Source organism: Thalassospira sp. SN3W (assembly GCF_038070535.1).
Taxonomy (GTDB): domain Bacteria; phylum Pseudomonadota; class Alphaproteobacteria; order Rhodospirillales; family Thalassospiraceae; genus Thalassospira; species Thalassospira xiamenensis.
Genome location: NZ_CP121124.1, coordinates 1277532 through 1292366 on the forward strand (window position 1 = coordinate 1277532; position 14835 = coordinate 1292366).

16 protein-coding genes are annotated in these 14835 nt (G+C 55.7%); 6 read left to right on the forward strand and 10 right to left on the reverse strand.

Features of this window, described 5'->3' with window-relative positions; all coding sequences use genetic code 11:
* Positions 1–73 precede the first annotated feature (73 nt).
* The 7 genes from P8T57_RS05715 to P8T57_RS05745 form a co-directional block, all read right to left on the reverse strand.
* Positions 74–1432, reverse strand: coding sequence for a pitrilysin family protein (locus P8T57_RS05715; RefSeq protein WP_341364867.1), 1359 nt, complete (start codon positions 1430–1432; stop codon positions 74–76).
* Between the two features lie 2 nt (positions 1433–1434).
* Positions 1435–2856, reverse strand: a complete 1422-nt coding sequence (locus tag P8T57_RS05720; RefSeq protein ID WP_341364868.1) for a pitrilysin family protein — start codon at positions 2854–2856, stop codon at positions 1435–1437.
* Between the two features lie 186 nt (positions 2857–3042).
* On the reverse strand, positions 3043–3621 hold the full coding sequence (locus P8T57_RS05725) for a DUF3035 domain-containing protein (protein ID WP_007090157.1): 579 nt from the start codon (positions 3619–3621) through the stop codon (positions 3043–3045).
* A 50-nt stretch (positions 3622–3671) separates the two neighbouring features.
* Positions 3672–4145, reverse strand: coding sequence for a signal peptidase II (gene lspA / locus P8T57_RS05730; RefSeq protein WP_007090158.1), 474 nt, complete (start codon positions 4143–4145; stop codon positions 3672–3674).
* A 69-nt stretch (positions 4146–4214) separates the two neighbouring features.
* Positions 4215–7055 carry an isoleucine--tRNA ligase gene (gene ileS / locus P8T57_RS05735; RefSeq protein ID WP_341364869.1) on the reverse strand — a complete coding sequence of 947 codons (2841 nt, stop codon included), beginning with the start codon at positions 7053–7055 and terminating at the stop codon, positions 4215–4217.
* Positions 7056–7158: 103 nt separating this feature from the next.
* Entirely contained in the window at positions 7159–8115 is a 957-nt protein-coding gene (locus P8T57_RS05740) for a bifunctional riboflavin kinase/FAD synthetase (protein ID WP_341364870.1), read from the reverse strand.
* A 120-nt stretch (positions 8116–8235) separates the two neighbouring features.
* On the reverse strand, positions 8236–8673 hold the full coding sequence (locus tag P8T57_RS05745) for a MaoC family dehydratase (RefSeq protein ID WP_037987282.1): 438 nt from the start codon (positions 8671–8673) through the stop codon (positions 8236–8238).
* 233 nt (positions 8674–8906) lie between these two features.
* On the opposite strand from P8T57_RS05745, the gene P8T57_RS05750 reads away from it, so the two are divergent.
* Entirely contained in the window at positions 8907–9698 is a 792-nt protein-coding gene (locus P8T57_RS05750) for a class I SAM-dependent methyltransferase (protein ID WP_007090162.1), read from the forward strand.
* A 12-nt stretch (positions 9699–9710) separates the two neighbouring features.
* On the opposite strand, the gene P8T57_RS05755 is transcribed toward P8T57_RS05750, so the two are convergent.
* Entirely contained in the window at positions 9711–10517 is an 807-nt protein-coding gene (locus tag P8T57_RS05755) for a sterol desaturase family protein (protein ID WP_341364871.1), read from the reverse strand.
* 195 nt (positions 10518–10712) lie between these two features.
* On the opposite strand from P8T57_RS05755, the gene P8T57_RS05760 reads away from it, so the two are divergent.
* The 5 genes from P8T57_RS05760 (at position 10713) to P8T57_RS05780 (ending at position 13647) form a co-directional block, all read left to right on the forward strand.
* Positions 10713–11741, forward strand: a complete 1029-nt coding sequence (locus P8T57_RS05760) for a M23 family metallopeptidase (RefSeq protein ID WP_230729478.1) — start codon at positions 10713–10715, stop codon at positions 11739–11741.
* Positions 11728–11952 carry a hypothetical protein gene (locus P8T57_RS05765; RefSeq protein ID WP_063094707.1) on the forward strand — a complete coding sequence of 75 codons (225 nt, stop codon included), beginning with the start codon at positions 11728–11730 and terminating at the stop codon, positions 11950–11952. The genes P8T57_RS05760 and P8T57_RS05765 overlap by 14 nt, the downstream gene beginning before the upstream one ends.
* A 105-nt stretch (positions 11953–12057) precedes the next feature.
* The gene (locus P8T57_RS05770) at positions 12058–12180 is read left to right on the forward strand and encodes a hypothetical protein (RefSeq protein ID WP_255414996.1); all 123 of its coding nucleotides are present in this window, start codon (positions 12058–12060) and stop codon (positions 12178–12180) included.
* 196 nt (positions 12181–12376) lie between these two features.
* The gene (locus tag P8T57_RS05775) at positions 12377–12703 is read left to right on the forward strand and encodes a hypothetical protein (protein ID WP_007090166.1); all 327 of its coding nucleotides are present in this window, start codon (positions 12377–12379) and stop codon (positions 12701–12703) included.
* An 80-nt stretch (positions 12704–12783) separates the two neighbouring features.
* Positions 12784–13647 carry an NUDIX hydrolase family protein gene (locus P8T57_RS05780; RefSeq protein WP_065701775.1) on the forward strand — a complete coding sequence of 288 codons (864 nt, stop codon included), beginning with the start codon at positions 12784–12786 and terminating at the stop codon, positions 13645–13647.
* 38 nt (positions 13648–13685) lie between these two features.
* Here P8T57_RS05780 and P8T57_RS05785 read toward each other — a convergent pair whose 3' ends face one another.
* Together P8T57_RS05785 and P8T57_RS05790 are read right to left on the reverse strand one after the other, a co-directional pair.
* Positions 13686–14165, reverse strand: coding sequence for a hypothetical protein (locus P8T57_RS05785; protein ID WP_065701776.1), 480 nt, complete (start codon positions 14163–14165; stop codon positions 13686–13688).
* Positions 14166–14271: 106 nt separating this feature from the next.
* Positions 14272–14733, reverse strand: a complete 462-nt coding sequence (locus P8T57_RS05790; protein ID WP_065701777.1) for a hypothetical protein — start codon at positions 14731–14733, stop codon at positions 14272–14274.
* Between the last annotated feature and the right edge of the window lie 102 nt (positions 14734–14835).

The window sequence follows — 14835 nt, forward strand, 5'->3', positions numbered from 1 at the left end:
CGAACCTATCAAAGCACAAAGCGCGGCGAAATGCCTTTCACCGCGCTTTGTACATTTTAAAGTCAGGATCGGCTTAAAACGCCAGATCGCCTTCGGGTTTGCCCACCACCGTCACGGTAACATTGGCCGGATCAAGCAGTTCCCCGGCAACCCGGTTGACGTCATCAAGGGTGACGGCCTCGACAAAGCTGTTGCGTTTATCAAGGAAGTCCATGCCCAGATCCTGCATCTGCATGCCAACCAGCATGCCCGACAGGTTGCCAAGGCTGGTAAAGCGCAGCGGGAAGGCCCCGGTCAGATAGGATTTGGCGTTATCGAGTTCTTCCTGCGATACGCCCTTGTCCTTCATCTTCTGCCATTCATCACCGATGATCGACAGGCTTTGGCCGATGGCATCGTTGCGCGTCGCAACCCCGCCCGTGATCAGCTCAGCCTTGTCCATATCGGCCAGATAGCTGTAAACGCCGTAAGCAAGACCACGTTTTTCACGCACTTCTTCGGTCAGGCGCGATGAAAAACCGCCCCCGCCAAGAATATAGTTCATGACATAGGCGGCATAGAAATCCGGGTCCTTGCGCGCGATACCCTTCTGGCCCCAGACTGCCTGGCTTTGCGGGATGTCCTGCTGAATGACCTCGATCCCGCCAAATTTTGGCGTGACTTCGGGAATGGCCGGAAGGTCGCTTTTGTCCGGCAGACCGCCAAAGGCTTCGTCAAGCAATGGGCCGAGTTCCTCGGCCGTGATATCGCCCGCGACCCCGATCACCAGATTGTCGCGCGCCATGGCATGACGGACAAATTCACGGAAATCATTGGCGTTCAGGCTGCTGACCGATGCCATCGTGCCCGATACCGGATTGGCATAGGGATGATCGCCAAAGATCGATTTGAAAAACGCCTTGCCTGCAATATCGCCCGGATCATTTTCCGCCCGACGCAGGCCCGAAATCACCTGTGCACGGATGCGTTCAACCGCCTCATCGTCAAAGCGCGGCTCGGTAAGGGCCAGACGCAGAAGATCAATCGCCGTGTCGCGTTCGCGCGTCAATGTCACCATCGATCCGGAAAAATCATCGCGACCGGCATCAAAGGAAATGCTGATCGACCGGTCTTCCATTTCGGTGCGGAAGGTCTGGCTGTCCATTTCGCCAGCCCCTTCGTCGATCAGGCCCGACACCATATTGGCAAGGCCCCCCTTGCCTTCCGGGTCGGTCGCGGAACCGGCCCCCTTGAAGGCAAAATCAACTGTCAGAAGCGGGTTCAGGTGATCTTCGATCAGCCATGCGGTAATGCCGCCATCCGATGTGACTTCCTGTACCTCGACAGCCCTTGCATGGCTGGCAAATGACGTCATCAACAGGGTGGCCGATGCCAGCCCCAGCAGGGTTTTGCGCATTTTCATCACCGGAATTGTCTTTGCAATATAGCTCATGATCAATGCACCTCCTGCTCGCCGGTGACCGGCGCGATTGGCATGCCGTTCACCGGGCCGCCTTCGGGCGGTTGCAACCAGCCGGTTACTGAACGTTTATCGTCAAATACCGATTTGGCAGCTTCGTTGACCTGCTCGACCGTTACCGACTTGATCCGATCCGGCCAGCTTTCAACCTGATCGACGGTCAAACCAACCGCCAGCGCTTCGCCCAGGGTACGCGCAGCCGCCGAAAGGGAGTCACGGGCGAAAACCGCACTATCAAGAAGCTTCTGCTTGGCGCGTGCCAGTTCTTCCTCGGTCACGCCATTTTCCGCAACCTTGGCAATTTCGGTATCAACCGCCTTTTCGAGATCGGCCAGTTCGACACCGTCGCGCGGGACGGCATACAGGCCAAAGCTTGCCAGATCAACCGCAACCGGGTCATAGAAAGTCCCGGCACTGGTCGCAATCGACTGATCGACAACAAGCGAGCGGAAGAAACGGCTGGTCGTGCCAGATCCAAGGATTTCGCTCAGGACCTCAAGCGGGGCGGCCTGATCGGCATTTTCGCTGTTGTAGGACGGTGCAAGGTAATAGCGCGACATGGATGCCTGCCCGACGCGCGGATCGGTCAGCGTTACCTTGCGCGGGGCATGCTGGGTCGGTTCCTTGACACGGTGGCGGGTGGCAACGTCGCCCGCCGGAATGACACCATAATATTTTTCGGCCAGCGGTTTAAGCTGATCCATGGTGATGTCCCCGGCCACGACCAGAATGGCGTTATTGGGCGCATACCATTTGCGATAAAAGGCCAGCGCGTCATCGGTCGACAGGGTTTCCATCTCATTGAGCCAGCCGATGATCGACCGGCCATAGGGATGGGCCATATAAAGGGCAGCGCGCATCTGTTCACCCAGAAGCGCACCGGGATTGTTATCAATCCGTGATCTGCGTTCCTCGATGATCACGTCGCGTTCGGGTAAAACCACATCATCGGAAAGCTGAAGATTCTGCATCCGGTCGGCTTCCATCTGCATGACCATTTCAAGCCGGTCACGCGCGATATTCTGGAAATACCCGGTATAGTCCCATGCGGTGAATGCATTGTCATTGCCGCCATTGCGCGCAACGATCTTGGAAAAATCACCCGGCGCAATGTCCTTCGTCCCCTTGAACATCAGATGTTCAAGGAAATGGGCAATCCCTGATACACCCTCAGTCTCGTCGGCGGATCCGACCTTGTACCAGACCATATGGGTTACGACCGGGGCGCGGTGATTTTCCACCAGCACAACCTGCATGCCGTTATCAAGGGTCATGGTTTGCGGGCTGAAAACCGCCGCCCCGGCCAAATGGGGGCTCAGGATCATAAGAACAGCGGCAAGCAGGCCAATTGGCCCGCGCGCAAATATCGAAATCGGGGATCGGGTCGGAAATGTCATTACGTCATCCCAATGCTATAAGCAGGATCGCCAGAACCAGGCAGGGTGCCTGATCTATATGGCAACGGACAAGTTTTGATTAAGAACTGAATATGACAGAACAAGGGCGCGGAAAGACCGCGCCCTGCCATAATTCGAATTTTGTTCTATTTCCGGGACAACTCACCGGAAAGTGACCGCAACACCCTAGAAGATATCTTCCAGCCAGCCTTTCTGACGGCGTTCGATGACTGGTGTTTCACCTTCGGAAACCGACTCACCCAATGCCTGCTGATCGCGGATGCGCTTGGCTTCGGCTTCGGCATCGACCTGGGTGCCAAATTGCGGCTTTTCCTGCCAGAAGATCAGCTTGTCGACGACGCTGTCGCTTTCTTCGATAAAGATCGATGTTTCACGATCAACCGTGGTGCGGATTGCCGGATCGGCATATTGCGCGCCCGACTGCGACAGCAGGGCAACCTGCCCCTGGCTGCGATTGCCATCGGTGATATCACGCTTGACCGCGTCCGGGTCTTCACCGGTCAGGATACGACGCGCCTGATCGGTGGTCGTGCCGGTCTGCGGGCGTGGTGCGCCCGGTTCCGGAACACGCAGCGTGAAATCAGGCGGCAGGCTCAGCGGTGCACGGGAAACAACCTGAAACTCGTCCGGAGCCGTTTTGTTCAGACCAAACGTTTCACGCGTTGATTCACAACCGGACACGGCAAATGCCAAACCGCCCAGCAGCGCAACTTTGAAAATCGATGTCGATAGTTTCCGGGCCATTGATGCCTCTTTACCACTCAGTCTCCGGCACGGAAATGCCGGATCAAAAATTACCTGGATGATTTTTTACCGCCAAACAGGGAATCGATCAACAAAAGGACTGCACCAATCGTAATTGCGCTGTCCGCAATGTTGAAAACCGGCCAATGATAGCCTGCAACATGCATGTCGATAAAGTCGGTTACCGCCCCGTGACGCAACCGGTCAACAAGGTTGCCAACCGCCCCGCCAACCACAAGCGCCAGCGCAATGCCCAACAACCGGTCGCGCGTCCGCCACATCCAGATCAAGAAGCCGACGGTAATTGCCGCCGTCGCCAAAATCATGACCCACGGCGCCTGCCCCTGGAACAGGCCGAATGAAACGCCACTGTTCCATGCCAGCAGGAAATTCATGAACGGCGTGACTTCAATCACGCGATGCGGATTTGACAATCCGTCAATCGCCAGCTGCTTGGTCCACTGATCGACGGCAAAGACAACCGCAATAATGACCAGCCCAAAGACAAAGGCACGATGTTTCATCAACACTCTTTCTGTCTTGCCTGAACACGGTCTTCCGAATGGACAGACCAGAACCGGAAACGGGCCGCCTTATTCGGCGGCCTCGATCCCCATTTCATCAACGGCATCAGCACAGCGCAGGCACACGGTTTTGTGCACCGGGTGGCTGCCGACTTCGGGCAATGTCTGCCAGCAACGCTCGCATTTCTCGCCCTCGGCCAATGCCGGAACCACACCAACGCCGGTAACTTCCTCAAGGGTATAGGCCCCTTCGGGTGCGTCGCCGGTGATCAGTTCGACATCAGATGTGATGGCGATTTCGGCAAGATTAAGGCCATTGAGCGCTTCGACATATTCCGCCGTTGCATAGACCTTTGGCGCGGCATCAAGGCTGGCCCCAATGCGTTTTTCGGCACGTTCCAGTTCCAGCGCACCGGTTACAACGCGACGCAGCTTGCGGATTTTTTCCCACTTGGCGGCCAGCGCGTCGTTTTTCCAGCCATCCGAGATCGTGTTGAACGTCTCGGAATGAACCGAACTGTCGGCACCATAGCGCGCGCGCCATGCCTCGTCGGCGGTAAAGCACAGAACCGGTGCCAGCCAGCGCACCAGACTGTCAAACACGCGGTCCATGACGGTGCGCGCCGCACGGCGTTTGGCACTGCTTGGCGCGTCGCAATAAAGCGCGTCCTTGCGGATATCGAGGTAAAACGCCGACATATCAAGCGCACAGAAGTTATGCAGTTCGATAAACAGCGTATGGAAATCGAAATCCGCCGTCGTCTTGCGCACCAGATCGTCCAGCTTGCTCAGACGATGCAGAACCCAGCGTTCCAGTTCCGGCAATTCGCTATCCGCGACCTTTTCCGCCTCGGTAAAGCCGTCAAGATTGCCCAGCAGGAAACGCAGCGTATTACGCAGGCGGCGATAGATGTCCGAATGACGCTCGATGATCTCGTGGCTGATGCGCAGGTCATCGTGATAGTCGGAACTGACCACCCAAAGACGCAGGATATCCGCACCAAGCTTGTTGATGATGTCCTGGGGCGCGATGACGTTACCAAGCGACTTGGACATCTTGCGGCCTTCGCCGTCCAGAACGAAACCGTGCGTCAGAACCGCATCATACGGCGCACGACCGCGGGTACCGCACGATTCCAGCAAAGAGCTATGGAACCAGCCGCGATGCTGATCCGATCCTTCAAGATAAAGATCAGCCGGCCATTTCAGGTCCTGGCGTTCTTCCAGCACGAAGGCATGGGTCGAACCGGAATCAAACCAGACGTCAAGAACGTCGGTGACCTGTTCGAAATCCTTGGCGTCATATTTGTCGCCCAGGAAATATTGTGCATCGCGGGTGAACCATGCATCGGCACCTTCTTCGCAGAAGGCGTCGTAAACACGGTTCAGCACGTCCTGATCGCGCAGCGGTTCACGGGTGTTTTTATTGATGAACACCGTGATCGGCACCCCCCAGGCACGCTGGCGCGAAACGCACCAGTCCGGGCGATTGGCAATCATCGAATGCAGACGGTTACGCCCGCCTTCCGGTACAAAGCGGGTTTCATCAATCGCCTTCAACGCCTTTTCGCGCAGGTCATTATCCTTCATGGAAATGAACCATTGCGGTGTGGTGCGATAGATAATCGGGGCCTTGGATCGCCAAGAGCACGGATAGGAGTGCTTCAGACGCCCGCGCGACAGCAACGCGCCAACCTCGACCAGCTTGGCGATGACCGCCTCGTTGGCATCGGCTTCCTTCCCATTTTCATCATAGATGCGTTTGCCGGCAAACAGAGGCACGGTCGGGTAATAAGCCCCTTCACCATCCACCATTTCCGGGATTTCAAGACCGTATTTCAGACCGGTTTGGTAATCGTCCGGGCCATGCGTCGGCGCGGTATGGACAAAGCCGGTACCGGTGTCGGTCGTGACATAATCCGCCGCCAGAAGCGGCACGTCAAATTCATAACCCTGCCCACGGAACGGATGGGCGGCAATCGTACCATCAAGGTCGGAACCCTTGAAGCTACCAACGACCTTGTGCCCGGTGATGCGACCGTTTTTGCAAACGTCTTCGACCAGATCGGTACAGATCGCCATTTTCTCGCCGACCTTGGCCCAGGCTTCTTCGGCAGTTTCGGTCACTTCGATCACGACATAGTCGATCTCGGCTCCGTACGAAATCGCGCGGTTGCCCGGGATCGTCCATGGGGTCGTGGTCCAGATCAGGATCGTCGCATCGGAAAGGGCTTCGACCCTGGATGAAACAACCGGGAACCGGACATGGATCGTTTTGCTGGTGTGGTCGTGATATTCGACCTCGGCCTCGGCCAGGGCGGTTTTTTCAACCACCGACCACATGACCGGCTTCGAGCCCATATAGAGCGAGCCGTTCATCAGGAATTTGCCAAGCTCGCGGGCAATCGATGCCTCGGCCTTGTAATCCATGGTGACATAGGGATTGTCCCAGTCGCCCATCACGCCAAGCCGCTTGAATTCCTCGCGCTGGATATCAAGCCATTTCTGGGCGAACTCGCGGCATTCCTTGCGGAATTCGGCAATCGGCACGTCGTCCTTGTTCTTGCCCTTGGCGCGGTATTGTTCTTCGATCTTCCATTCGATCGGAAGCCCGTGACAATCCCAGCCCGGCACATAAACCGCGTTCTTGCCCAGCATCTGCTGCGAACGGGTGATCACGTCTTTCAGGATTTTGTTGAGTGCATGACCAATATGCAGATGGCCATTGGCATAGGGCGGGCCATCATGCAGGACAAACATTTCACGATCCGCCGAAATACCGCGAATTTTGCCATAGAGGTCCTCTTTCGCCCACTGTTCCAGCAGGGTCGGCTCCATCTTTGGCAAACCCGCCCGCATCGGAAAATCGGTCTTGGGCAGGATAACGGTCTTTTTGTATTCGACACTCATCGTGACGGTCCTGTCGTCTTTAAACAAATTACAAGGGCGAACCCCCGGTGATACTGGCTGCCCCCGTAAAGGCGCGCGGATCATAACGGGTTCGTCGACAAATTCAAATCTTGCCGAGAATCTCTTTGGCGGCAATCACATCCGCGGCGATCTGGGCTTTCAGTGCATCAAGCCCGTCGAACTTCTGTTCGCCCCGGATAAAGCCGTGCAAACGCACGCGAACGCGACGGCCATAGATGTCCTGATCGAAATCGAACAGGTGGGCTTCAAGCCCGGCATCCGCATCCCCGCCAAAGCTGGGGCGAACACCAATATTTGCGACTCCGTCGACCCAGCGTTCAACGGTTTCGTCATTTGCGTCCGATATCAGGCCAAGCTCGACGGCATAAACACCAAATTTCGGACGCAGATGATTGCCAAGTGCAACATTGGCAGTCGGGAAACCAATCGTCCGGCCGCGCTGATCGCCCTTGATCACCACACCGGCTACTTCCCACGGGCGCCCCAGCAAATGGGTCGCATCCTGCGGGCGGCCATCGCGCAGCGCCTGTCGGATCGCGGTCGAGGAATAGATGATCCCGTTATCATGCGTCACCGCCTCAATCGCCGTCACGCCAAAACCCGATTTTTCGCCAATTTCGCGCAGCAGATCGACATTGCCTGCCCGGCCCTTGCCAAAGCAGAAATCCCAGCCAACGACGACATGGCGAACACCAAGCCCGTTCACCAGAATGTGCTCGATGAATTCTTCGGCGCTCATGGCGGCAAAATCGCGATCAAAGCGGGCTTCGAAAAACAGCTCAATATCCAGATCAGACGCCGCCGTAATCCTGTCATCAGCCGATGTCAGGCGGAATTCCGGTTCACCAGCACGGAACAGCATCCGGGGATGGGGTTCAAACGTAAGGATCCCCAGCGGCGCATCCAGATCGCGGGCGATTTCGCGCGCATGATCAAGCAATGTCTGATGGCCTAGGTGAAGGCCGTCAAAATTACCAATCGCAACGACCGCACCGCGTGCGTCATCTGTCAGATTGTTAAAAGATCGAAAAACGCGCATCCGCGCCGGTCTCTCTTTTTTGCTCGTCATCATGCCGGCAGATCGCATATCCGCACGGTCCAGCGGGCAGCTATAAAGCGCGCAAGCCCGAAGCGTAAAGACTTTTCCGACAAAAGATGCTTATTGGCGTGACGGCACCATCACCATCGCCTCGCCCGCAATCACGCATTTATCACCGACATAACAATTGGTTTCCAGAACCACACGGCGCTTGGGCGCGATGATTTCGCGCACCGTGACCTTTGCGGTAACGGTATCGCCAATGCGGACCGGTGCCTTGAACTGCAAATTCTGCGACAGGTAAATCGTACCCGGCCCCGGAAGACGCGTGCCCAGAACGGTTGAAATGAAACCGGCCGACAGCATGCCGTGCGCAATGCGGCCTTCAAACATCGTGGTTTCGGCAAATTCCTGATTAAGATGAACCGGATTTGTATCGCCGGACAATCCGGCAAACATCACGATATCGGTTTCGGTGACGGTTTTGGCGTAACTTCCGACCATGCCGATCTCGATATCTTCAAGATACAGCCCTTCCAGTCCGTTCATCTCTCTCATTTCCTGACTTTCCTTGCCTGTTTTTGATCGCCACGTCTGACTTGTGATTTATTTTTGCGCCGCAGCATTCGCAATATTATTTCGTGTTTTCTTTTTTCGGCAATGGATAATTGGTTGAACAAGGTAATTTAACCGGCTTGCCATATCGGCTATGCCTGCCCAAATGGGAGCTTCCGTCACGCCCCGTCACGGTGCAAACTGCCTCTCAGAACAACAAATTGCGGAAAACGTCCATGAATGCGACCACTGCTGACATCTATGAAATCGCCATGGGCCGATGGAGCCGCCGCCTGTCGCGCAGCTTCCTTGATTTCGTTGCCGCCCCATCCTGCGGTGCGCTGATTGATGTCGGTTGCGGTACCGGGAGCCTCACACTTGCCGCCGCCACGCGCTATCCCAAGGCCCGGATTGTCGGGGTGGACCTGATCCCCGATTACCTGTCCGAAGCCCTTCTCAGCGCTGCGGAAAATGTCAGCTTTGAAACCGGCGACGCCAGCAATCTGCCCTTTGCCGATGACAGCTTCGACACCGCCTTTTCGCAATTGCTGTTAAACGATCTGGATGGTCCGGCGGGTGCTGTTTCGGAAATGGTCCGGGTCACGAAACCGGGCGGGCGGATTGCGGCAAGTGTCTGGGACCGTGCCGGGGGATTATCCTTTATCCGGCTGTTTCTGGATGCTGCCGCGGTTGTCGCCTATCCATCAGGCGACGAATTGCGCAGCAGGATTTTCGATATCCCCTATCAAAGCGAAGACGCGCTTTTTGATCTTTGGTCCGATGCGGGTTTGGGCGATGTTGATACCGCGACCCTGTCGATCCGCATGGATTTTCTGGATTTCGAAGATTACTGGCAGTCGCTTCTGGGGGCACACAGCCTGATCCGCGATTTCTTTAACGATCTTGATCCGGAACTGGCCCACCAACTGCGCACCGCCACCGAACGGTCCTATCTGGGGGGCAAGGATGATGGCCGCCGGTCGCTGGTGGCATCCGCCATGGTCGTACGCGGGATCGTAGGAGAATAAGCGGCGATCCCATCAAGAACGGCGAAATGGCATCCACAACACCGCCCAAAGGCTTTGGCTGCGTTTGTCGCGAAAATCTTCAAGTCCGATCTGCATGTCATGATCATTGGTTTGCGTGTGATCGACATAGCTGGCAAACAGCCGGTCCCACACAGACAGGATATTTCCGTAATTGCTGTTGGTTTCACACATCAGGCTGGAATGATGGACCCGGTGCATATCGGGCGTCACAATCAATCGGCGCAATAGCCGGTCAAACCCGCCCGGCAAATGAACATTACCATGATTAAACAGCGCAAAACCGCTTAGCATGCTTTCATAAATCACCACCGCCCACGGATCGGCCCCCAGCAGGATCACAAAGGTCGATTTGTAAATTGCTGACGCCACGATTTCGAACGGGTGGAACCGAACGGCGGTCGAGACATCAAATTCGATATCGCAATGATGCACCCGATGAAACCGCCAGAAAACCGGTATGATATGGGTCAGGCGATGCTGCCAGTAAACCGCACAATCCAGAACGACAATCGCGATCAAACCGCCAAGCCACGCCGGAACCCCGATCAATGCTTTGGCCTGATTGATCACGCCCCAGCCATGCTGACCTGCCAGAATGGCGGCCGCAATCATCGCCGCACCAACGGTAAACCGGCTAAGCGCGGTCCCCATCAGCAGCAAACCGAAATTGGTCAGCCACCGCCCCGGATGGCGAAGCCCGCCCGCCGGACGATAGGGGGCAAATGCCTCCCACATTGTCATAACGACAAGGATGGCGGCAAAGATGCCCAATCTTAAAAACCCTGCCTGTTGATCCATCTTGTTCCTGCCAAACACCACGCACTGCAACGACGACTGTGTCTTTATGGTCATAGTCGATGATATTGAAACAATACAGTACCTTGCCCATCGCAAGTCCATCACCATTATGTTAGATGAAGGATGTGTGACGAAGCAGTCCTGCCAAAAACCGTTTCTGAACCGGTTGTCGCAGGGCACCGGCAGGAGGATTTGATGGGTCAGGCGACAGGACGTATTGCGGCAATGCTATTCGGGGTTCTGATCCTCGTGCCGTTCGCGACCATCGCCCGCGCTGATGGCCCGCCTTTTGACCTGCCGGTCGATTGCCTTTATGGCCAGTGCGATGTGGTTCATTATGTCGATCACGATCCCGGCCCTGAAATCCGTGATTTTGCCTGTGGCACTACCACCTATGAAGGCCATCGCGGAACCGATTTTTCCATTCCTGACGAAGCCACCATGATTGGTGGGGTCGAGGTCAATGCAGTTGCTGCCGGAACCGTGATCGCCACCCGCGACGGGGTCGAGGATATCGACGCCGGCCGTCTGGTCGGGGATGCGCTTAAGGGGATCGAATGCGGCAATGGCATTCTGATCAACCATGATGACGGCTGGCAAAGCCAGTATTGCCATCTGCGCCGCGGATCGCTGGCGGTGAAAAAAGGTGATACGGTCGAACGCGGTCAGACAATCGGACTGATCGGCATGTCCGGTCAGGCCACCTTCCCGCATCTTCATTTCAACCTGCGCAAGGATAACCAGCTGGTCGATCCGTTCAGCGGCACGCCGATGGGTGCCGTCACCCCGCAGGATTGCAATGCCAGTAACGCCGTTCTCTGGAGCGAGACCGCCAAGGAACAGATGTCCTATCGCGCTATAACGCTTTATGCGTCGGGATTTTCGCCGGCCAAACCCAATGCCACCGACATTAAACGCGGCTATGGCAAAAGCAGCGAACTCCCCGCCTCAAGCCCCGGCCTGTTTTTCTGGGCTTATCTGATTGGTGCCAGCAACGGCGATATCATCCGTTTAAGCATGGATGGCCCGAACGGCATTGGCGGACACCGCGATTTCACCATCAATGTCGAAAACGATAACGGCCCGCGCGCCAAGTGGTTTTATGTCAATATCAACCGCCCCGGTGATCGCTGGCCCGCAGGGGCCTATCGCGGTGAAGTCACCTTTACCCGCCCCGGCCAACCACCCAGGGAAATCGGCATCACCGAGCTTGCCATTCGCTGACAACGCCGCCGATAACGCTGCGGATAACATCGACATTGCCGACGGGTATCGCAGCACAGCATGCCAATATCGCGGGAATCGGCAGCAACTGAGCCACGTGCCAATTCCGATTCTCGCGTTTTTTATGCGCCGCACCATCAACCTTTGGTTATTTATGACCAAAACAGGCACAGAAAAGCTGGCCTTTTCCATCAGGTTGAAAGTTTTTTGACGTTTTTATCAGGACAGCACTTGTATCGGGACCATATGCCTGCATATATTTCAACCGTGCACCGTGTGGTGCATTAAAAGATACCTGTCATAAGACGGAGTAAAAATGATGAATAAGCGCAAAGCCGTTGCTATCGCCATTGCCCGTGAACAGCAGATCGCCCGTTCGATGGAAATCCTGTTTGCTGGCACCATTCTGGCCCTGATTGCATCGCTCCTGATCCTCTGATCTTTATCCAAGCGCTTTGTCATTTTACCGGTCGTTAGCCAATCGGGGATAACGACCCGAAAGTTCAAGAACATCTTCATGAACAACCGCCGCCTTTTCATCGTTGCCATTACGCGAATTACCAGCCCGGTGGTCTGAGGACCCCGGGACGTGTCTTTTCGCCTACTGGATGCAATGAAAATGTGTGTGCATTGTCATGACCGATCATGCTTTTCTCGCGCCGCTTGAAAGCGCGCAGCCGACCAAATCCGTTTATTGTTTCGCCGTTCACGCCGCCGCAGAACCCGATGTTATGCCGCGTGTGCTGGAACTGTTTTCCAAACGCAATCTTGTCCCCGCAAGCTGGCATTCCACCGTCGCCGACAGCCATGCCGGTTTCAGCGAATTGCAGATCGATATCCAGATTCAGCAACTCGAAACCAAAGTTGCCGAACATATCGCGCGTTGCCTGCGTCAGATCGTGCATGTGAATACGGTTCTGACATCGGAAAAGGGTTATTCCAACTCTGCCCTTGGCGCTTAGGCCTTGGACGCTTAGTCTGTCTGGGTCGCGGCACTGCAACATGATCGTGTTGCAGTGCGCCCCAACCGACGGAGCCCGTCTTGACCTATCTTGACCATATCAAAGCCTGCAACAACGCCAATCCATCGCGCTATGTGCCATTCCGCATTGATGGAATGTCTCTGGGTGCCTTGCGTCCGGACTTTGCCACCGCCCTGTCCGCACTTGGCCCGGACTTTGTCCGCGATGAAAATGGCGAATTTTGCTTTGCGTCACATATCGGAACCCTTGATGATCGCAACCGTTCGCTCGATACCGCCACCAAGGCGCTTTGCGATCAGGGCGTCATCCGTCGTCTGCATGGCGAACGGTTCGATATTCGCCCGACACTGGGTCACGATCCCCTGTGTCAGTTGGATCGGTCCGCCATGCCCTATTTCGGGTTCCGGTCCTGGGGGGTGCATATGAACGGCTATGTGCAAAAAGATGATGGCATCCATATGTGGATTGCCCACCGCGCCAAGGACAAACCGACCTATCCCGGCATGCTCGACAATATGGTTGCAGGCGGCCAGCCGACCGGACTTGGTTTTCTTGAAAACATGATCAAGGAATGTGCCGAAGAAGCCGCCATCCCCGAAAACCTCTCCAGAAATTTGAAACCGGTCGGTACCGTTTCCTATCTTTACGAAACCACCGAAGGGCTAAAGCCCGATGTCATGGTCAATTATGATCTGGAATTGCCCGCCGATTTCGTGCCGCGATGTGCGGACGGCGAAGTCGAACGGTTTGAATTGATGCCTTTGGCCGAGGTTGCCGAAATCGTACGCAGCAGTTTTGATTTCAAATTCAATTGCGCGCTGGTGATCATCGATTTCCTGATTCGCCACGGCTTCCTGACCGCCGACAATGAACCGGATTACAGCCAGCTGACCACCGGGCTGCATCGCAATATTTTCCGATAGGGATTTGTTGATTTGTCCCGCGCAAAAGCGCCCCAAACTTACTGTTTGGTCGGCGGACCGCCCATAAGCGCCCCAACCGCCATCAGGGTCAATTTGGCGCGCAATTCCGGATCAAGCTTGTCCAGATCTTCCTGCTTGTTGCGGATGGCAACCAATGCTTCGGAAATCAGTTTGGCGCGCGCATCGTCGGCTGCACTTGGCATCCGGCTTTTCTTTTTGCCGATCTTGGCATCGGCGGCTTCAAGAGCCTTAAGGATCGCGGCCTGCGGATTATCCGACTGTTCTGTCAGGGTCTCGGCCAAGGCCTGTGCGCGGGCCTCCTCAAAGGACATGCCACTTTCCTGATAGGCCATCGCGCGGTCTTCGATCCGGCGTGCCTGTTTGGCCTGGGCAGCACTGCGTGCGGCCAGTTCGGGATCATTGAGTTGAAGGGACTGTGCATCGCCATAGGCCTTAAGGGCCTCCCGTCCGCGTTTTCCTACGAAAACGCGCAGCAGCGTCTCCTTGAGCATTCCCATCAATCGTTCCTGCTATGGTTTGGTTGCCCGCATCACAAGGCAACCATCATGCACCCAAAGGGTTTCAAAATCATTGCCTGCGGCCGGCAAGCAATATCGCAACGCCTTATATATGTTGCGCAACCCGGTCTTCTTCAATCTCAAGAATGTAACCGACCAGCGCCTCGCAATCATCCGTTCCCAGATGTTCAAGATCAAAGACGAAATCAACATTGTCACGCGCCGGGTCATCGGTTTTCCCGACAATGCCGAATTTGATATATTCCGCATCAAGGGCGGCCAGCGACGATATCACATCGGCTACCCCCACCCGGTCTTCAGCCGTCAGCGACAAACGGATCAGAACCAGAATATCGGCATCGCAATCCACCGCCTGACGGGCAATCGATTGTGCGTCGGAATTTTTCGGGGCGATATCAACGTCAAACCCGCCATCGGCAAACAGGGTCGCGACATGCTTGTGATGGGATTCTTCCGCCGACGATGCCGTCGCCAGAAGCAGTCTGGGGTGGCGGCCTTCCATCTCGGCGAAACGGGCAAGATTGGTCGCAAGTTCAGGAGACGTCATAACACCTCACAGAAATAACCTGTCCAGGATGGACATTCTGCGAACCAGTATTCCAATGAAACCTTGGAACTTCAAGCGTTGCGGCAAGGTTTTCTGCATCAG

Bases quoted from the DNA above. Each gene is read 5' to 3' on its own strand.
- P8T57_RS05715 (WP_341364867.1), bottom strand. From the start codon at position 1,432: ATGAGCTATATTGCAAAGACAATTCCGGTGATGAAAATGCGCAAAACC.
- P8T57_RS05720 (WP_341364868.1), bottom strand. From the start codon at position 2,856: ATGACATTTCCGACCCGATCCCCGATTTCGATATTTGCGCGCGGGCCA.
- P8T57_RS05725 (WP_007090157.1), bottom strand. From the start codon at position 3,621: ATGGCCCGGAAACTATCGACATCGATTTTCAAAGTTGCGCTGCTGGGC.
- lspA (WP_007090158.1), bottom strand. From the start codon at position 4,145: ATGAAACATCGTGCCTTTGTCTTTGGGCTGGTCATTATTGCGGTTGTC.
- ileS (WP_341364869.1), bottom strand. From the start codon at position 7,055: ATGAGTGTCGAATACAAAAAGACCGTTATCCTGCCCAAGACCGATTTT.
- P8T57_RS05740 (WP_341364870.1), bottom strand. From the start codon at position 8,115: ATGCGCGTTTTTCGATCTTTTAACAATCTGACAGATGACGCACGCGGT.
- P8T57_RS05745 (WP_037987282.1), bottom strand. From the start codon at position 8,673: ATGAGAGAGATGAACGGACTGGAAGGGCTGTATCTTGAAGATATCGAG.
- P8T57_RS05750 (WP_007090162.1), top strand. From the start codon at position 8,907: ATGAATGCGACCACTGCTGACATCTATGAAATCGCCATGGGCCGATGG.
- P8T57_RS05755 (WP_341364871.1), bottom strand. From the start codon at position 10,517: ATGGATCAACAGGCAGGGTTTTTAAGATTGGGCATCTTTGCCGCCATC.
- P8T57_RS05760 (WP_230729478.1), top strand. From the start codon at position 10,713: ATGGGTCAGGCGACAGGACGTATTGCGGCAATGCTATTCGGGGTTCTG.
- P8T57_RS05770 (WP_255414996.1), top strand. From the start codon at position 12,058: ATGATGAATAAGCGCAAAGCCGTTGCTATCGCCATTGCCCGTGAACAG.
- P8T57_RS05775 (WP_007090166.1), top strand. From the start codon at position 12,377: ATGACCGATCATGCTTTTCTCGCGCCGCTTGAAAGCGCGCAGCCGACC.
- P8T57_RS05785 (WP_065701776.1), bottom strand. From the start codon at position 14,165: ATGGGAATGCTCAAGGAGACGCTGCTGCGCGTTTTCGTAGGAAAACGC.
- P8T57_RS05790 (WP_065701777.1), bottom strand. From the start codon at position 14,733: ATGACGTCTCCTGAACTTGCGACCAATCTTGCCCGTTTCGCCGAGATG.